Genomic DNA, 15608 nt, shown 5'->3' on the forward strand with positions numbered 1-15608 from the left:
GGATAAGGAGGTTGACTTATGAAAAAACGTCAATTAGGAAGCTCAGATTTATTTGTGACAGAAATGGGACTTGGCTGTATGTCTCTCGGTACATCTGAAACAGAAGCTATGCGTATTATCGATGAAGCTATCGATTTAGGAATCAATTTTTTTGATACAGCGGATTTATATGATTATGGATTAAACGAAGAATTTGTTGGAAAAGCCTTAAAAGGAAAACGAGACCAAATTATTCTTACAACGAAGGTTGGAAATCGATGGACAGAAGAAAAAAACGGCTGGTCTTGGGATCCTTCTAAAAATTACATAAAGGCTGCAGTGAAAGAAAGTTTACGTAGACTTCAAACTGATTATATTGATTTATATCAACTTCATGGCGGGACGATTGAAGATCCTATAGATGAAATAATTGAAGCCTTTGAAGAATTAAAAAAAGAAGGTATCATTCGCCAATATGGTATTTCTTCTATACGTCCAAATGTCATCCGTGAGTATGCCAAACGTTCAAATATCGTTAGTGTACTAATGGAATATAGCCTTTTAAATCGTCGCCCTGAAGAATGGTTCCCACTCCTAAATGAACATCAAATTAGCGTCATTGCTCGTGGACCACTTGCAAAAGGAATTTTAACTGACAATAATGCAAGAAAGATAGAAAGAGTAAAAGAAAAAGATTACCTTTCTTATTCTTACGATGAATTATATGCGACGCTTGCGAGTGTAAAAGAAATAATCAGAGAAAACTCCTTAACTGGAACAGCTATTCAATATTGCTTACATAATGAAACTGTGGCAGCTGTTATACCTGGTGCAAGCTCTATTGGGCAATTACAAGAAAATGTACAGGCTAGTAAACAAATAGAGTTAACAACAGCAGAATATATACAACTTCAGCAAATTGCTAAATGTGATACCTATGCTTTACACCGTTAAAAAGACGCTACCAGTATGGTAGCGTCTTTTTATAGCGTATCATATTTATCTGGATTCGTTCCTACGTGTAAATTACGATTTAACGTATTAATTTGAGTCATCTCTTCTTCTGTTAGTGAAAAATCAAAGATAGTAAAATTCTCCTTAATGCGAGATGGTGTGACAGATTTCGGAATCGTCACTACCCCGCTTTGAATATCCCATCTCAATATAACTTGCGCAGGTGTTTTATTATATTTGGTCGCAATGCCCTGAATAATCGGGTGCTCGAATACTTCCCCGCCTCTCATTAATGGGCTCCATGCTTCCATTTGAATTTGCTCACCTTGGCAGAAATCACGCAATTCAAATTGTGCTAACATCGGATGAAGTTCCACTTGGTTTACCATCGGCTTCACCTTACAATTTGGTAATAACAGCTCTAAATGATGTTTATGAAAATTAGAAACACCAATCGCGCGCACTTTACCTTCTTCATACAGTTTTTCTAACGCTCGGTACGTATCGACATACTTTCCTCTTATTGGCCAATGTATTAAATATAAATCTACATAATCCATTTGTAATTTCTTTAAGCTTTTTTCAAATGCCTCAAGTGTTTCCTCGTATCCTTGATCGTCGTTCCAAACTTTTGTTGTAATAAATATGTCTTCTCTCGGAACACCTGATTCACGAACCGCTTCTCCGACACCGCTTTCATTTTCATATACAGTCGCTGTATCAATTGAACGGTATCCAACTTCTAACGCTGTTTTTACTGCTTGTTTTACTTCGTCGCCTTCTTTCGCTTTGTAAACGCCTAGACCAATCATTGGCATTTTTACGCCATTATGAAGTGTAGTTGTTGGAATGTGCACAGTCGTCTCCCTTTCATTATTACGTTTTTTATAAGCCACCACTTTATTTGAACAAGATTCAACCAAAAAGTCAAAACATATGTACAGTTTACATAATAAATTTATACACCTTAAAAAATAATGCGAACTCATTCATTCACGTTATTTTCTATCCATTTCTTCGCTTTTTCATCAACATTACGTACAAACTCATTTTTCCCTTCCGAGTATAACGTACCATCATATGTATATTTTTCAGCTAATTCTTTCTTTAAAGTAGCATATGCCTCAGCTTCTTCACAATGAGCCATCATATAATCACGAAATGCTAAATGCCTTACTATTTCAGGATTTCCTTTTTCAAACACGTGTAAGTGATACGAGCGTTTTTCCTCGGTTCCATGAATAAAAAAACGGCGTCCTGAAATACCATTCTCCCCTTTTACGATATAGCCCAGCTCTTTAAATCGTTCATTCCAATGATCTACTCTATCTATACTTTCTACTTCCATGATCATATCAATAATAGGTTTAGCTGCCAGCCCTGGCACTGATGTACTGCCAATGTGATGAATTTCTATCGTTTCTGGCATCGCCGCTTTTAATCTTTCGGCCTCTATTTGAAATTTTTCGTTCCAATGATTTTCATACGGAACGACTACAATTTTCCTCATGCAAACTCCCCTTTTCTTACAAGCTCGTCAAAAAAATGATCAGTGGTATTCACTGATCATTTTTTGTATTATTTAAAGTCTTTCCAAGTAAGGCTACTTTCACTTAACAGTTCTTCAAATGATTTATTCTTTTCACGTTCTTTTTGTTCTTGGCGCTTTCTTTCCTGTTCAGCTGCCACTTTTTCCTCTTCTCTCACTTGCAATTCTTTCTTCTTATTCTTTAATTGCTGCATGAGTGAATCATTTAATTGATCGCCTAATGTAAGCGACTCTTTCTCTGATTTATTCACTTGCGATTGTCTTTGCATTTGTCTTTGTTTCTTTTTCTTCATACTACTCACCTTTTACTTTTTTCTCCATTATAGTAGATACACAATGAACTCGCCAATAAAAAAGGTTCTTTACTCTATTATTCACCTTTTGTAAATATGTTAATTTTTCGAAAAAACTAAATTTTTGTATAGATATAATCCTATGAATCTATTAAAATTATGTCGTATGATGTCAGATTATAAAAAAGGAGAAGAACATTATGTGGAAAAAAATCATTCCTGCTGTTGCCGTTTTAAGCACCATTACTTTTTCAACCGTATTTGCCGCTCCCCCATCCCAGACTCCAGCTGAACAAAACCGCTACATAGACGTACAAATGCTTGGTATTAATGATTTCCATGGACAACTAGATACTGTTAAAAAAATTAATAACAAAGAAGCTGGTGGCGCTGATTACTTAGCCACTTATTTAAAAGAACGTAAAAAGCAAAACCCGAATACACTTCTCGTACACGCTGGCGATATTGTCGGAGCTAGTCCACCAGTTTCAGCGTTGTTACAAGACGAACCAACGATTGAATTTTTAAATGACTTAAAATTTGATGTTGGTACAATCGGAAACCATGAATTTGATGAAGGTATTGATGAAATGCACCGACTTATTTATGGTGGTTACCATGAGAAAACAGGCAATTTCAAAGGCGCAAACTTCCCTTATGTCGCTGCAAATTTCTATAACAAATCAACTGGCCGCTTGTTTTTACCACCATTTACTGTAAAAATGGTAGATGGTGTTCCTGTAGGATTCATTGGCGTTGTTACAACTGATACACCAAATGTCGTGATGCCTACTATGCTTAAAAATGTACAGATCACTGACGAAGTAGAAGCAATTAATAAATCAACGCAACAATTAAAGCGTCTCGGTGTTAAATCCATCGTCGTCCTTGCCCATGTCGGCGGAACAACTGATGAGTCTGGCGTGACAAACGGCGACCTTACTCGAATTGCAAATGAAACAGATCCGGAAGTTGACGTTATTTTCGGCGGACATAGTCACACGTATGTAAATGGTACTGTAAATAATAAACTAATCGTCCAAGCAAACTCTTACGGAACAGCTTTCTCAGACGTAGATGTAACAATTGATCGTAAAACAAAAGACATTGTAAAGAAAAAAGCTGAAGTGATTACAACATATCATGAAGGTGTAGAACCTGATAAACAAGTAAAACAAAAAATAGATCAATATAAAGAAAAAATTGCACCACTTGTAAATGAAGTTGTAGGAAAATCTACAGCACCTATCGACCGTAAACAGAATGATGCTGGTGAATCTACTCTTGGGAATGTAATCGCCGACGCGCAGCGTCAAACGATGCAAGCCCAAATCGCACTTATGAATCCTGGTGGTATTCGTAATGACTTAGATGCTGGCGATATTACATGGGGCGAATTATACGGCATTCAACCTTTTGGAAACCAATTAATTAAAGTAGATTTAACAGGCCAAGATATTCGCGACATTTTAAATCAGCAGTGGCAAAAAGGTACGACGCGTATGCTTCAAATTTCAGGTATTCAATATACGTGGGATGCCAATAAACCAAACGGGGAAAAAGTTACAAATATACGTTTGACAAATGGAGAAGAATTATCTCCATCTAAAACGTATAGCGTAGTTGCAAATGCCTTCTTAGCTTCTGGCGGTGATGGATTCGTATCATTTCAAAATGGGAAAAATGCAGAAACTGGTCCAAACGACTTTGAAGCGCTAGTCGATTACGTAAAACAATTAAAAGAACCAATTCAGCCAGTTATTGATGGAAGAATTCAAAAGATAAATTAAGTATTTCCCTACTATGCGATCCAGATTTTTTATTATAAAGGATACGCACTTATACTTAATTCACAATATTAGTAAAACCTAAAAAGGATACTCGTTCTTACAATGAACATAGTATCCTTTTCTTTATTTATCAAAATGGGATGTGTTGTTAAAATCATATTGTTGTAAAAATTGTTGTAACGCTTCTTCTACAAGTTTAGATTTTTGAATTCCTTTCGATTCTGATATAACGTCTAATTTTGCTAATATTTCTTTATTAATAGAAAAAGTACGTTTCTTTTTTTCTGTACTTATACTCATAATCGGCGTGATTACTTCTTCTCTCTTTCTTAATAACTCATAAATACTTTGTAATTGTTTATAAATTAATAATTGATAATCCGTTTTCTCATATTGAAGGGCTGTCGCTTCTTGGAGTTGTAAGTGACGAGGTTCTTCTCCGTCTCCTACAAAAATACGTTTCTTCTGTTCTCCATCATATTCGTATCCAATCGATCTTAATTTCTTCGATAATGTATACGGGCTTATTTCAAGACGTTTTGCTATGATAGCGATGGGTTCACGTCTATTTAAACAATCTATAATTTCTCCAATCGTCACAATTTCCCTCCTCCCGTGTTGAAATGACACTAGTATGGTATGTTACAATGATTTTCTAATAGTATATGCAAAACGAATAGCCTGTGCGATTCATACGATTTCAGAAAAGGAGGTTTTCAATATGCTTTTCCGTAGCTATACCCCTCAGTTTTATAATGAAAATAAACAAATCATTCCTAATAGTATCGCTACGATGGAAAGCGTTATGATTCATAATCGAAAACAAACTCTCCTTATGCGCGGGCAAAACGTAGATCAACCTATTTTATTATGCTGTCATGGCGGACCGGGCATGGCACAAATTGGATTTATTCGTCATTTCCAAAAAGAATTAGAGAAACACTTCATCGTAATTAATTGGGATCAGCGCGGAGCAGGTAAATCCTTTTCAATGAAAGATTTCGGAGCAAATTTTACAATCGAACAATTCGTGTCCGATGCAAAAGAAGTAATTCAATATGTACTTAAAAAGTTCAATAAACAGAAACTATTTCTCGCTGGTCATTCTTGGGGAAGCATTATTGGGCTTAACATAGCACATCAATATCCACAGTATATCGAGGCTTACATCGGTATTGGTCAGATTGTACATATGAAACAAAACGAAGAATTGCTATATCAGCATTTAATTCGTTCTGCCAAAAAGCATGATCATAAAAAAGCGTTAGCGTCTCTTTTAAAATTAGGAAAACCACCATTTTTAGATACGAGACGCCTTATTATTCAAAGAAAATGGCTTGGTACATTCGGAGGAGCAATCCAAAACGGATCTTCCTTTTCTTTCATACGAAAAGGCTTCTTTTCTCCTGAATATACGCTATTAGATTGGTTCAAGTTTCTCGCAGGAAATATAAAATCTGGCGTTTTATGGGAAGAAATGCTAACAATCGATTTCTTTTCTTCTATTTCAAGTTTATCTATTCCGGTTTATTTTTGTTCTGGTCGCTACGATTATCAAACTCCTTACGCACTCGTTCAGGAGTATTGTGATGTAATAGAAGCGCCCATAAAAAAAATGATTTGGTTCCCAAATTCAGCACATTCTCCCGATTTAGAAGAACCAGAATTATTCGCTCAATCTTTACAATCCATTAAACAAGAGCTAGCTTTTCAGCATTAGTAATAAAAGGCTCTTTTACATTTCATAGAAAACAATTTATAATAATATGTCGCAACTATATATAAAGTGAAACTTTAATCAGTGGGGGGTTTCTTTATCCCCCACTGATTATTAGCCCTCACCAATCGGACTTTAATGGGCAGCCCGACCCCTACCTAAATTCTTTGCTTTCGCTGCATTTTGAGGTGAGGGTCTTACTGCCCATTAAAACGGGATAAATATAGCAAGGTGATTCATATTTACTTGCCTTAACACAATAAAATTTTGGGGAGATTACATTTATTATGAATGCTGTACTCGTCGCAGTAGCGGTTATGCTATTGCTTAGTTTGTTACGTGTCCAGGTCATTGTCGCCATCATTGTTGGAGCTTTAACAGGCGGAATTATCGGCGGACTCGGTATTTCAGAAACGATTAACACTTTTACAACTGGTCTTGGAAACAGCGCTCCAATCGCTTTAAGTTATGCAATGCTCGGCGGTTTCGCTATTTCACTTTCCAAAACAGGACTTCCAGATGCCATGATTCAAACTGCATTAAAATGGATTGGCAATGAACAAGACACAAAAAAACAAGTTTATTCTAAAATACTTATTCTATTCATCATTTTAACAATGGCTTGTTTCTCACAAAATGTAATTCCTGTTCATATCGCTTTCATCCCCATCTTAATTCCAGCACTTTTAAAAGTATTAAATGAATTGAAAGTGGATCGCAGACTTGTTACATGTATTATTACATTCGGATTGATTACTCCTTATATGTGGATTCCAGCAGGGTTCGGAAAAATTTATCATGACGTATTGCAAACAAATGCTGCGCAAAGCGGTCTTACATTTGATGTCGCGCTTATTCCAAAAGCAATGACTATTCCAGCAATCGGTATGATTATCGGATTATGTGTAGCAGTTTTCATTACATACCGAAAGCCTCGTACGTATGAAACAGAACAAATTCATACTACCTCAAATGAAATCGTTCCCTATACAAAGCGTAGCATTACTTTCGGATTATTATCTATCATTGCCACATTAACTGTTCAATTAGCAACAGAATCCATGATTTTCGGTGCTTTAGCAGGGATTATCGTCTTATCAGTAAGTGGTAGTCTACCTCTTAAAGAAGCAGATGCAATATTAACAAGCGGAATGCGCATGATGTCCTTTATCGGTTTTGTTATGATTGCAGCCGCTGGATTTGGCGCTGTTCTTCGAAAGACAGGACATGTTGAATCTCTTGTACAAACAAGTGCACATATAATTGGAAATAATAAACCACTCGCAGCCTTTCTTATGCTTGTGATTGGACTTCTTGTTACGATGGGAATTGGTTCATCTTTTTCAACCATCCCTATTTTAACAACAATTTTTGTACCTCTTTGCATGCAGCTTGGATTTAGTCCAATGGCCACCATTGCAATTATCGGTACAGCCGGAGCGCTAGGCGATGCAGGATCTCCAGCATCAGATAGTACACTTGGACCAACATCCGGTTTAAATGCTGATGGTCAACACCATCATATATGGGATACATGTGTACCAACTTTTCTGCATTATAATATACCGTTACTTATATTCGGCTTTATTGCGGCCATTACATTATAAAAGGTGCGTTTTATACGCACCTTTTACTTTTTTATTTTTCCTTTTAATTGTTGCATCGCTATTTTCCCATTTTCTTCGATACAACTTTCCATTTGTATAAATGACGGACCTGTCCATTCACTGTCTATACTCCCGTTCAGTCCAATCATTCTCAATTTATCCGGTATACGGATATTTAATTTTTTTGCTGCTCGAATCAACTCAAAAGTAATCTTATCACTTGAAGTTACAATTCCATCTATATACGGATAAGTTTGCAATAATGTAATAAATTGTTTATTCGTATACCCTTGTACACATACTTCTCGATAAGAGATTCTCTCCTCCCAAACAGCGTCTAAAAATCCTGATATGTACTCTTCCATTTCTTCACTATCTTCGCCCTCACCGAAATAAGCAAGAAAGTGACAGCCTTTTTCTTTTAATAAAGAGACCGCTCTTTGGCCACTTTCATAATAATTTGCATGGGATTTTTTTTCATCAATCACAACAAACGGAAGTGGGATTTCTCCTATACTTTTAAAAACGGATCTTGTCAAAATAACACCTGCAACGTTATTTTCCTTCAACATATGTATGTATCTATCTTTATTCTCTATATTACAAACAATAGTTTGATATCCTTCTTTATATGCTATTTCCTCAATACAATGTAGCAAAGTGATGTTTGATGGGTCATATAGATTATCTACAAGTAATGCAATTATCGTTGAATTCTCTTTAAATAATGGCTTTGCTGCACTATTTGGCCTATAACGTAATTCCTCAATTGCTTCCTTTACTTGTTTTACTGTGTCCTCATGAACGTATCCTTTTTCATTCATAACTCGTGAAACGGTTGCGACTGAAACACCTGCCAATTTTGCAACATCACGTATAGTTGCCACATCGTCACCCCTTAATATGGTAATAGATTACAATTTTACGGTAACCTAAATTACAATATTCGTCAAGGTTAATAACTTATATTTCTGAAAATTGTTACATCATTACACTAAACGATATTCTAATTGAATTTCATGTAAAATCGGGATATTATCATACCCAATAAGCGGAATCTCTTTCTTTATTTTTCGTGCCTCCTCAACCGCATTCACATATAAATTCGTCATCAAAAAATTACGTTTTTGGTAAAAACGTAACGCATTCATATTATCATTTGTTGTAATAAGCCAAACCCGATCGCACTGCTCTTCTTCTGCAATTTGTAATACACAATCTACAAGTTTCGTCCCTATTCCTTTTCTTTCTTCAAAGCTGTCTAACGATACAATTTCGCACGTATTTCCAATCACTTCATATGTTATAATTCCGATTATTCTGTCATTAGAGAGCGCAACAAATCCTGGTAACTCTTCTAATTGATGCCCCTTCCCACGTGAAACCATTAATGAGCTCCCCCAGTTCTCACACATGAATATTCTGATTGTTTCTTTCATCTCTGGCGTAATTTTTTGTATATGCACCATTTCCTATTTCTCCCCGTTTCTATCATTGTGATACAATATAAGTGTATCACATGTAACGGTATTTGGAGGATGAGGTAAAGTATGAAACGTTTTTTTGCAGCATTGTTTACTGTACTAGGTGCGATAACTGCCCTTGGGATTTTCTTTACAAATAAAGTGATGTACTTAAAGAAAAAAACAGAGGAAGAAGTACTCGAAAGAGAAACGAAAAAACATTTTCGTATAGAAGATTTTGATGCTCTTCATAAAGAAGAAATTCATATCCCTTCGCAATTCGGATATGATCTTCACGGATATTACATTCCTGCTGGTCATTCCAACAAATTTATGATTTTCTGTCACGGCGTAACTGTAAATAAAATGAACTCTGTAAAATATGCAAACTTATTTTTAAACAGAGGATATAATGTCGTTATTTACGATCATCGTCGTCATGGTAAAACTGGTGGAAAAACAACAAGCTATGGATACTATGAGAAACATGATTTAAAATCTGTAGTTGACTGGCTAAAAAATCGTTTTGGAACAAATATAACACTCGGTATTCATGGTGAATCAATGGGAGCTGCAACACTTCTTCAGTATGCAGGACTTGTAGAAGATGGCGCTGATTTCTATGTTGCAGATTGTCCTTTTTCTGATTTCTACGGACAATTACAGCACCGTTTAAAGGTTGAATTCCATTTACCTAAATGGCCTTTATTACCTTTAGCAAATGCTTTTTTAAAAGTGCGTGACGGCTATACGATTCGTGAAGTTTCACCAATCGATTGTATAAAAAACATTAACAATCCCGTCCTCTTTATTCATAGTAAAGATGATGATTATATTTTAGCTGATATGACGAAAGCACTATATGACGCGAAGGAAAACAATAAACAACTTTATATTGCAGAACACGGCGCACACGCTTGCTCTTATAATGAAAATAAAGAAGAGTATGAAGCAGCCGTTGATCAATTTTTAAACTCATTTGTAAAAGAAACAAAAAACAGGCTTGCATAAGCCTGTTTTTTTATTGCGCTAAAACGTCTGTAACTTGTTCCATATTTTCAGAAATCCATTGCATTGCATCATCTAACGTTGGAAATTCTGTCGTTTGAAATGTTACTTCATCTTGAAGTAGCCAAACATCCTTTGACTCTTGTCCTACACCGGCAATGGACCAGTGTAACAAACTATATGGATGATTATCATTCAAAAATGATGCCCACGTGCGCTCATTTGCAATATTTCGTAATGTACGTAATTGTTTATCCATCTTTCGTCACCTTACTCTAGTCAGTTATAAAAAACATTATAACACTCTCTTCTCTCCCAAAGAAAGTGCTCATTTGATATTGTCAAGTACTTCTCTTGATTATATGATGAAATTAAGCGTTTGGGAAGGAGGGATAGCGTTGGCTAAAGTACAAATTAAAGTAAATGATAATGGCTCTTTTCGCGTTACAGGGGACGTGGAATTAGTTGATTCACAAGGGAATGTATTCCCAGCAAAACCGGCATTTTCTTTATGCCGTTGTGGTTTATCAAAAAATATGCCTTATTGCGATGCTTCGCATAAAGGTAAATTCGAATCTGTTGTTAGAGCACCAGAAGCAGAATAATTTCACATGTAACATGCACATTTTTTTTGTGCATGTTTTTCTTTTTACAACTCCGTTATCCCCTTCTCCTTACAACATTTCTAATACTTTTGTCTCCATGCCAGGCTACCTATATTTTCACACAATTCTTCACATTCGAATATTTTTTACTAGCCTTTTGTCTTTTTTGTGCTATAATTTGAGCAAACAACATCCTTCGGGGTCGGGTGAAATTCCCAACCGGCGGTGATGAAGTGCAAACTTCTAAGTCCGTGACCCGTTTTCAACTCGAAAACGGTGGATCTAGTGAAACTCTAGGGCCGACAGTATAGTCTGGATGGGAGAAGGATATGTTTTCTAGTAATCTTATATAGCGAATACACTTTTATTTCAGTATGTATATTTTTAAAGTTTCATTTTGAATCTTTATATATGTTTTATTTTGTATACTTATGTTTCTATACTGGAATAAAAAGATACGACTAGCGTTTGAAAAATTCGATATTTTGCTAGGTTTTTTCCTTATGCCAAAATATCAATCATCGTTAGGTTTCTTTCCTATACTTTCGTATTCGAACTATATTTCTAGAAATCACATCTCCCAAACCCCAAGGATATAAAATCCTTGGGGTTTTTTGATTTTTTCAGGAGAGGTGAAAAGAATGACAGATCAAGAATATATGAGGCTTGCCCTGCAGTTAGCAGAAGGAACATCCGGACAAACAAGTCCAAATCCTATGGTTGGTGCTGTTGTTGTAAAAGACGGAAACATCGTCGGTATGGGGGCTCATTTACGTGCTGGTGAAGAACACGCAGAAGTTCATGCTCTTCATATGGCTGGTGAAAAAGCAAAAGGAGCTACCGTGTATGTAACACTTGAACCGTGTAGCCATTTTGGAAAAACACCACCTTGCTGTGAATTACTCATCAAAAAAGAAGTTAAGCGCGTTGTAATTGCTACTCTTGATTGTAATCCACTCGTATCTGGTAATGGAAAAAAGAGATTAGAAGAAGCTGGCATCCAAGTAACTACTGGTGTTCTTGAAGCGGAAGCACTTTTATTAAATCGCTACTTTTTTCACTACATGAAAACGAAACGTCCATTTGTAACAATAAAAACAGCAATGAGCTTAGACGGAAAAACAGCGACTGTCACTGGTGAAAGTAAGTGGATTACAGGTGAAAAAGCACGAGCTGATGTTCACCAATATCGCCATACACATGATGCGATTCTCGTTGGAGTGAATACAGTTATAGCTGATAATCCGCATTTAACAACAAGAATTCCTAACGGGGGTAAACATCCTATACGCGTTATTTTAGATACCCATTTACGAACGCCACCATCTTCTCATGTCATAACAGATGGCTTAGCACCGACATGGATTTTTGTCGGTAAGGATGTAAATAATGAGAAAATAGCTTCTTATGAATCTGAAAATATAGTGATATTCCAAATGAAAACGAAGCAAATTGAAATTCAAGATGTTTTAGACCTACTCGGTGAAAAACAAATGCTATCTCTTTTCGTCGAAGGTGGTCAAACAGTTCATGCAAGTTTCTTACAAACAAATAATTTCAATGAAATTATAACTTATATAAGCCCAAAATTAATTGGCGGGAATGATGCCCCTACTTTATTTGGTGGAAATGGTTTTTCAACATTACAAGATGCACTTTCCTTGAAAATTCAAGAGATGAAACAAATTGGCGATGATATAAAAATTGTTGCGCATGCCCGAAGTGAGGTGACGGAATGTTTACAGGAATTGTAGAAGAATTAGGAACGATTGCAAACATGCAACAAAGCGGAGAAGCGATGAAGTTAACGATCCATGCAAATAAAATTTTATCAGATGTCCACCTAGGTGATAGTATCGCGGTGAACGGTATTTGCTTAACTGTAACGAGTTTCACAACAACTTCATTCACAGTAGACGCAATGCCTGAAACGATGCAATCAACATCACTTCGCATGCTTAAACCGCAATGCAAAGTAAATTTAGAACGTGCAATGGCGGCAAATGGACGATTCGGTGGACATTTCGTTTCAGGGCATATTGATGGCATCGGGACGATTTTAAGCAAAAAACAACACTATAATGCCGCCTATTACAAAATAACTATTGCTGATGAGTTGCTGCGCTATTGTTTGCATAAAGGATCCGTTGCTGTTGATGGAACGAGTTTAACAATATTTGATATGGACGAATCTTCCATTACCATTTCACTCATCCCGCACACAGTAAGCGAATCTGTTATTGGAGAAAAGAACACCGGTGACATCGTAAACATTGAGTGCGACATGATTGGTAAATATATCGAACGCTTTATTTCTAAACCTGTAAAACGAACAAATTCAATGACCGAAAGCTTTTTACAAGAAAACGGATTTCTATAAGGGGGAAGCATGATGTTTCATCGTATTGAAGAAGCTCTAGAAGATTTAAAACAAGGAAAAGTCGTTATCGTATGTGATGATGAAAACCGCGAAAATGAAGGCGACTTTATCGCTTTAGCAGAGTATATTACGCCAGAAACAATTAATTTTATGATTACACATGGACGCGGCCTCGTTTGTGTACCGATTACAGAAGGGTACGCAGAACGTCTACAATTAGAACCGATGGTAGCTCATAATACGGATTCGCATCATACTGCATTTACAGTGAGTATTGATCACGTTTCTACAACAACAGGAATTAGCGCTCACGAACGTGCAACTACGATACAAGAATTGTTAAATCCTGCATCAAAAGGGGCTGATTTCAATCGTCCTGGGCATATCTTTCCATTAATTGCGAAAGAAGGCGGTGTCCTGCGCCGTGCTGGTCACACAGAAGCTGCTGTCGATTTAGCACAGCTTTGCGGAGCAGAACCAGCTGGCGTCATTTGCGAAATTATTAATGAGGATGGTACGATGGCACGCGTACCTGATTTACTACAGTGCGCAAAACAATTTGATATAAAAATGATTACAATAGAAGATTTAATTGCTTATCGCCGCCACCATGAAACATTAGTGACGCGAGAAGTGGAAATTACATTACCTACAGATTTCGGTACTTTCCATGCGATTGGCTATTCTAATTCATTAGATTCGAAAGAGCATATCGCACTCGTAAAAGGTGATATTTCAACAGGAGAGCCTGTACTTGTACGCGTTCATTCAGAGTGCTTAACAGGAGATGTATTTGGCTCGTGCCGCTGTGATTGCGGACCACAACTCCATGCTGCACTTACTCAAATTGAGCGTGAAGGAAAAGGCGTTCTTCTTTATATGAGACAAGAAGGACGAGGCATTGGACTTCTGAATAAGCTTCGCGCTTATAAGTTACAAGAAGAAGGCTTCGATACTGTAGAAGCAAATGAAAAGCTTGGATTCCCAGCTGATTTACGTGATTACGGTATTGGCGCTCAAATATTAAAAGATTTAGGTTTACAACGTTTACGATTATTAACGAATAATCCTCGAAAAATTGCTGGCTTACAAGGTTACGATTTAGAAGTAATCGAGCGTGTACCGTTACAAATGCCAACAAAAGAAGAGAATAAAACGTATTTACAAACAAAAGTAAACAAATTAGGACATTTACTAAACTTATAATTAAAGGAGAGATTTATTATGGTATTCGAAGGTCATTTAGTTGGTACAGGATTAAAAGTTGGGGTTGTTGTTGGACGTTTTAATGAATTTATTACAAGTAAGTTACTTGGCGGAGCTTTAGATGGATTAAAGCGTCACGGTGTAGAAGAAGCTGATATTGATGTTGCTTGGGTTCCTGGTGCATTTGAAATTCCTTTAATCGCTAAAAAGATGGCTAATAGCGGGAAGTATGATGCTGTTATTACGTTAGGCACTGTCATTCGCGGTGCTACAACACATTACGATTACGTTTGTAATGAAGTGGCAAAAGGTGTTGCATCTTTATCACTACAAACAGACATCCCAGTTATTTTCGGTGTATTAACGACCGAAACAATCGAGCAAGCGATTGAACGCGCAGGCACGAAAGCTGGTAATAAAGGCTATGAATCTGCCGTTGCTGCGATTGAAATGGCTCACTTATCAAAACAATGGGCATAAAAAAAGAGGCTGCGGCCTCTTTTTTATTTCTTTACTTTTTTCCGTACATCTTTTATTAATTCATCCATTGTTTTTCCTTCTGTTTGTATACGAAGCGTTTGTGCTGTTCTCCATACATTCTCTCTTTTCTTCGCTTCTTCTATGATAGTAATTTCTTTTCGTACTTCCTTTAAATCTTTCCCTTCTGTTTTCAATCCAAAATGTTCAGCTTTCGTTCGAAAATGTTGTTCAATTCGTTGTTGCATCTCTTTTTGTTCAGGATTTTCGGCGGCCTTAACTGGATCAGCACTTATCGCTTTTAGTAAAATTAGACAAGTCATTATCGCTAATATATATTTGTGCATGTAAAATCCTCCAACCCAATATAAAGTGAAACTTTAATCAGTGGGGGGTTCTTCATCCCCCACTGATTATTAGTTGAACCAATCGGACTTTTATGGGCAGTTGATCCCCCACCTAACTTCTTTGCTTTCGCTGAATTTTGAGGTGGGGGTCTTACTGCCCATTAAAGTCGGATAAATTACATATTTACTATGTACAATTGGGGCTTGGAAAATTCGTCCACCAAAATTCTTTT

General features: G+C 36.5%; 18 protein-coding genes and 1 riboswitch. Of the genes, 10 read left to right on the forward strand and 8 right to left on the reverse strand.

What is annotated here, in order from left to right:
* Positions 1–18 precede the first annotated feature (18 nt).
* Entirely contained in the window at positions 19–933 is a 915-nt protein-coding gene (gene lolS, locus Q9B79_RS09570) for an aldo/keto reductase (protein WP_306183714.1), read from the forward strand.
* Between the two features lie 29 nt (positions 934–962).
* Here lolS and Q9B79_RS09575 read toward each other — a convergent pair whose 3' ends face one another.
* The 3 genes from Q9B79_RS09575 to Q9B79_RS09585 form a co-directional block, all read right to left on the reverse strand.
* A complete protein-coding gene (locus tag Q9B79_RS09575) occupies positions 963–1790 on the reverse strand; it encodes an aldo/keto reductase (RefSeq protein ID WP_306183716.1) in 828 nt (275 codons plus the stop codon).
* Between the two features lie 128 nt (positions 1791–1918).
* Positions 1919–2443 (reverse strand): GrpB family protein, encoded by a 525-nt coding sequence (locus Q9B79_RS09580; protein ID WP_306183718.1) that lies wholly within the window; start codon positions 2441–2443, stop codon positions 1919–1921.
* 68 nt (positions 2444–2511) lie between these two features.
* Positions 2512–2775, reverse strand: a complete 264-nt coding sequence (locus tag Q9B79_RS09585; RefSeq protein WP_306183720.1) for a YqkE family protein — start codon at positions 2773–2775, stop codon at positions 2512–2514.
* Between the two features lie 200 nt (positions 2776–2975).
* On the opposite strand from Q9B79_RS09585, the gene Q9B79_RS09590 reads away from it, so the two are divergent.
* Positions 2976–4565, forward strand: a complete 1590-nt coding sequence (locus tag Q9B79_RS09590; RefSeq protein WP_306183723.1) for a bifunctional metallophosphatase/5'-nucleotidase — start codon at positions 2976–2978, stop codon at positions 4563–4565.
* Between the two features lie 123 nt (positions 4566–4688).
* Here the strand turns inward: Q9B79_RS09590 and Q9B79_RS09595 are convergent, their stop codons facing one another.
* Positions 4689–5165, reverse strand: coding sequence for a ribbon-helix-helix domain-containing protein (locus tag Q9B79_RS09595; RefSeq protein ID WP_306183725.1), 477 nt, complete (start codon positions 5163–5165; stop codon positions 4689–4691).
* A 121-nt stretch (positions 5166–5286) separates the two neighbouring features.
* Between Q9B79_RS09595 and Q9B79_RS09600 the strand changes: the two genes are divergently transcribed.
* Positions 5287–6285, forward strand: coding sequence for an alpha/beta fold hydrolase (locus tag Q9B79_RS09600; RefSeq protein WP_306183727.1), 999 nt, complete (start codon positions 5287–5289; stop codon positions 6283–6285).
* A gap of 284 nt (positions 6286–6569) precedes the next feature.
* Positions 6570–7889, forward strand: a complete 1320-nt coding sequence (locus Q9B79_RS09605) for a Na+/H+ antiporter family protein (protein ID WP_306183729.1) — start codon at positions 6570–6572, stop codon at positions 7887–7889.
* A 23-nt stretch (positions 7890–7912) separates the two neighbouring features.
* On the opposite strand, the gene Q9B79_RS09610 is transcribed toward Q9B79_RS09605, so the two are convergent.
* Positions 7913–8776, reverse strand: coding sequence for a LacI family DNA-binding transcriptional regulator (locus Q9B79_RS09610; RefSeq protein WP_306183731.1), 864 nt, complete (start codon positions 8774–8776; stop codon positions 7913–7915).
* A gap of 102 nt (positions 8777–8878) precedes the next feature.
* Positions 8879–9358, reverse strand: a complete 480-nt coding sequence (locus tag Q9B79_RS09615; protein ID WP_306183732.1) for a GNAT family N-acetyltransferase — start codon at positions 9356–9358, stop codon at positions 8879–8881.
* A gap of 81 nt (positions 9359–9439) precedes the next feature.
* Between Q9B79_RS09615 and Q9B79_RS09620 the strand changes: the two genes are divergently transcribed.
* The gene (locus tag Q9B79_RS09620) at positions 9440–10363 is read left to right on the forward strand and encodes an alpha/beta hydrolase (protein WP_306183734.1); all 924 of its coding nucleotides are present in this window, start codon (positions 9440–9442) and stop codon (positions 10361–10363) included.
* A gap of 10 nt (positions 10364–10373) precedes the next feature.
* Here Q9B79_RS09620 and Q9B79_RS09625 read toward each other — a convergent pair whose 3' ends face one another.
* Positions 10374–10619, reverse strand: coding sequence for a DUF2552 family protein (locus Q9B79_RS09625; protein ID WP_000360810.1), 246 nt, complete (start codon positions 10617–10619; stop codon positions 10374–10376).
* 139 nt (positions 10620–10758) lie between these two features.
* On the opposite strand from Q9B79_RS09625, the gene Q9B79_RS09630 reads away from it, so the two are divergent.
* The 5 genes from Q9B79_RS09630 to ribH all read left to right on the forward strand — a co-directional run bounded on the left by Q9B79_RS09630 (position 10759) and on the right by ribH (position 15031).
* Positions 10759–10965, forward strand: a complete 207-nt coding sequence (locus Q9B79_RS09630) for a CDGSH iron-sulfur domain-containing protein (RefSeq protein WP_001151582.1) — start codon at positions 10759–10761, stop codon at positions 10963–10965.
* A gap of 188 nt (positions 10966–11153) precedes the next feature.
* A riboswitch (FMN riboswitch) is annotated at positions 11154–11297 on the forward strand.
* A gap of 309 nt (positions 11298–11606) precedes the next feature.
* Positions 11607–12719 carry a bifunctional diaminohydroxyphosphoribosylaminopyrimidine deaminase/5-amino-6-(5-phosphoribosylamino)uracil reductase RibD gene (gene ribD, locus Q9B79_RS09635; protein ID WP_306183738.1) on the forward strand — a complete coding sequence of 371 codons (1113 nt, stop codon included), beginning with the start codon at positions 11607–11609 and terminating at the stop codon, positions 12717–12719.
* Positions 12701–13345: a riboflavin synthase gene (gene ribE / locus Q9B79_RS09640; protein ID WP_306183740.1), complete on the forward strand. Its 645-nt coding sequence runs from the start codon at positions 12701–12703 to the stop codon at positions 13343–13345. Before ribD ends, ribE begins: the two co-directional genes overlap by 19 nt.
* Positions 13346–13357: 12 nt before the next feature.
* Entirely contained in the window at positions 13358–14551 is a 1194-nt protein-coding gene (ribBA, locus tag Q9B79_RS09645) for a bifunctional 3,4-dihydroxy-2-butanone 4-phosphate synthase/GTP cyclohydrolase II (protein ID WP_306183742.1), read from the forward strand.
* 18 nt (positions 14552–14569) lie between these two features.
* The gene (ribH, locus tag Q9B79_RS09650) at positions 14570–15031 is read left to right on the forward strand and encodes a 6,7-dimethyl-8-ribityllumazine synthase (protein ID WP_000230889.1); all 462 of its coding nucleotides are present in this window, start codon (positions 14570–14572) and stop codon (positions 15029–15031) included.
* Between the two features lie 23 nt (positions 15032–15054).
* On the opposite strand, the gene Q9B79_RS09655 is transcribed toward ribH, so the two are convergent.
* Positions 15055–15375: a hypothetical protein gene (locus Q9B79_RS09655; protein ID WP_000549778.1), complete on the reverse strand. Its 321-nt coding sequence runs from the start codon at positions 15373–15375 to the stop codon at positions 15055–15057.
* Positions 15376–15608 lie beyond the last annotated feature (233 nt).

Origin of the sequence: Bacillus sp. MHSD_36, assembly GCF_030757775.1 — a bacterium.
In the GTDB taxonomy this organism is placed as follows: Bacteria; Bacillota; Bacilli; order Bacillales; family Bacillaceae_G; genus Bacillus_A.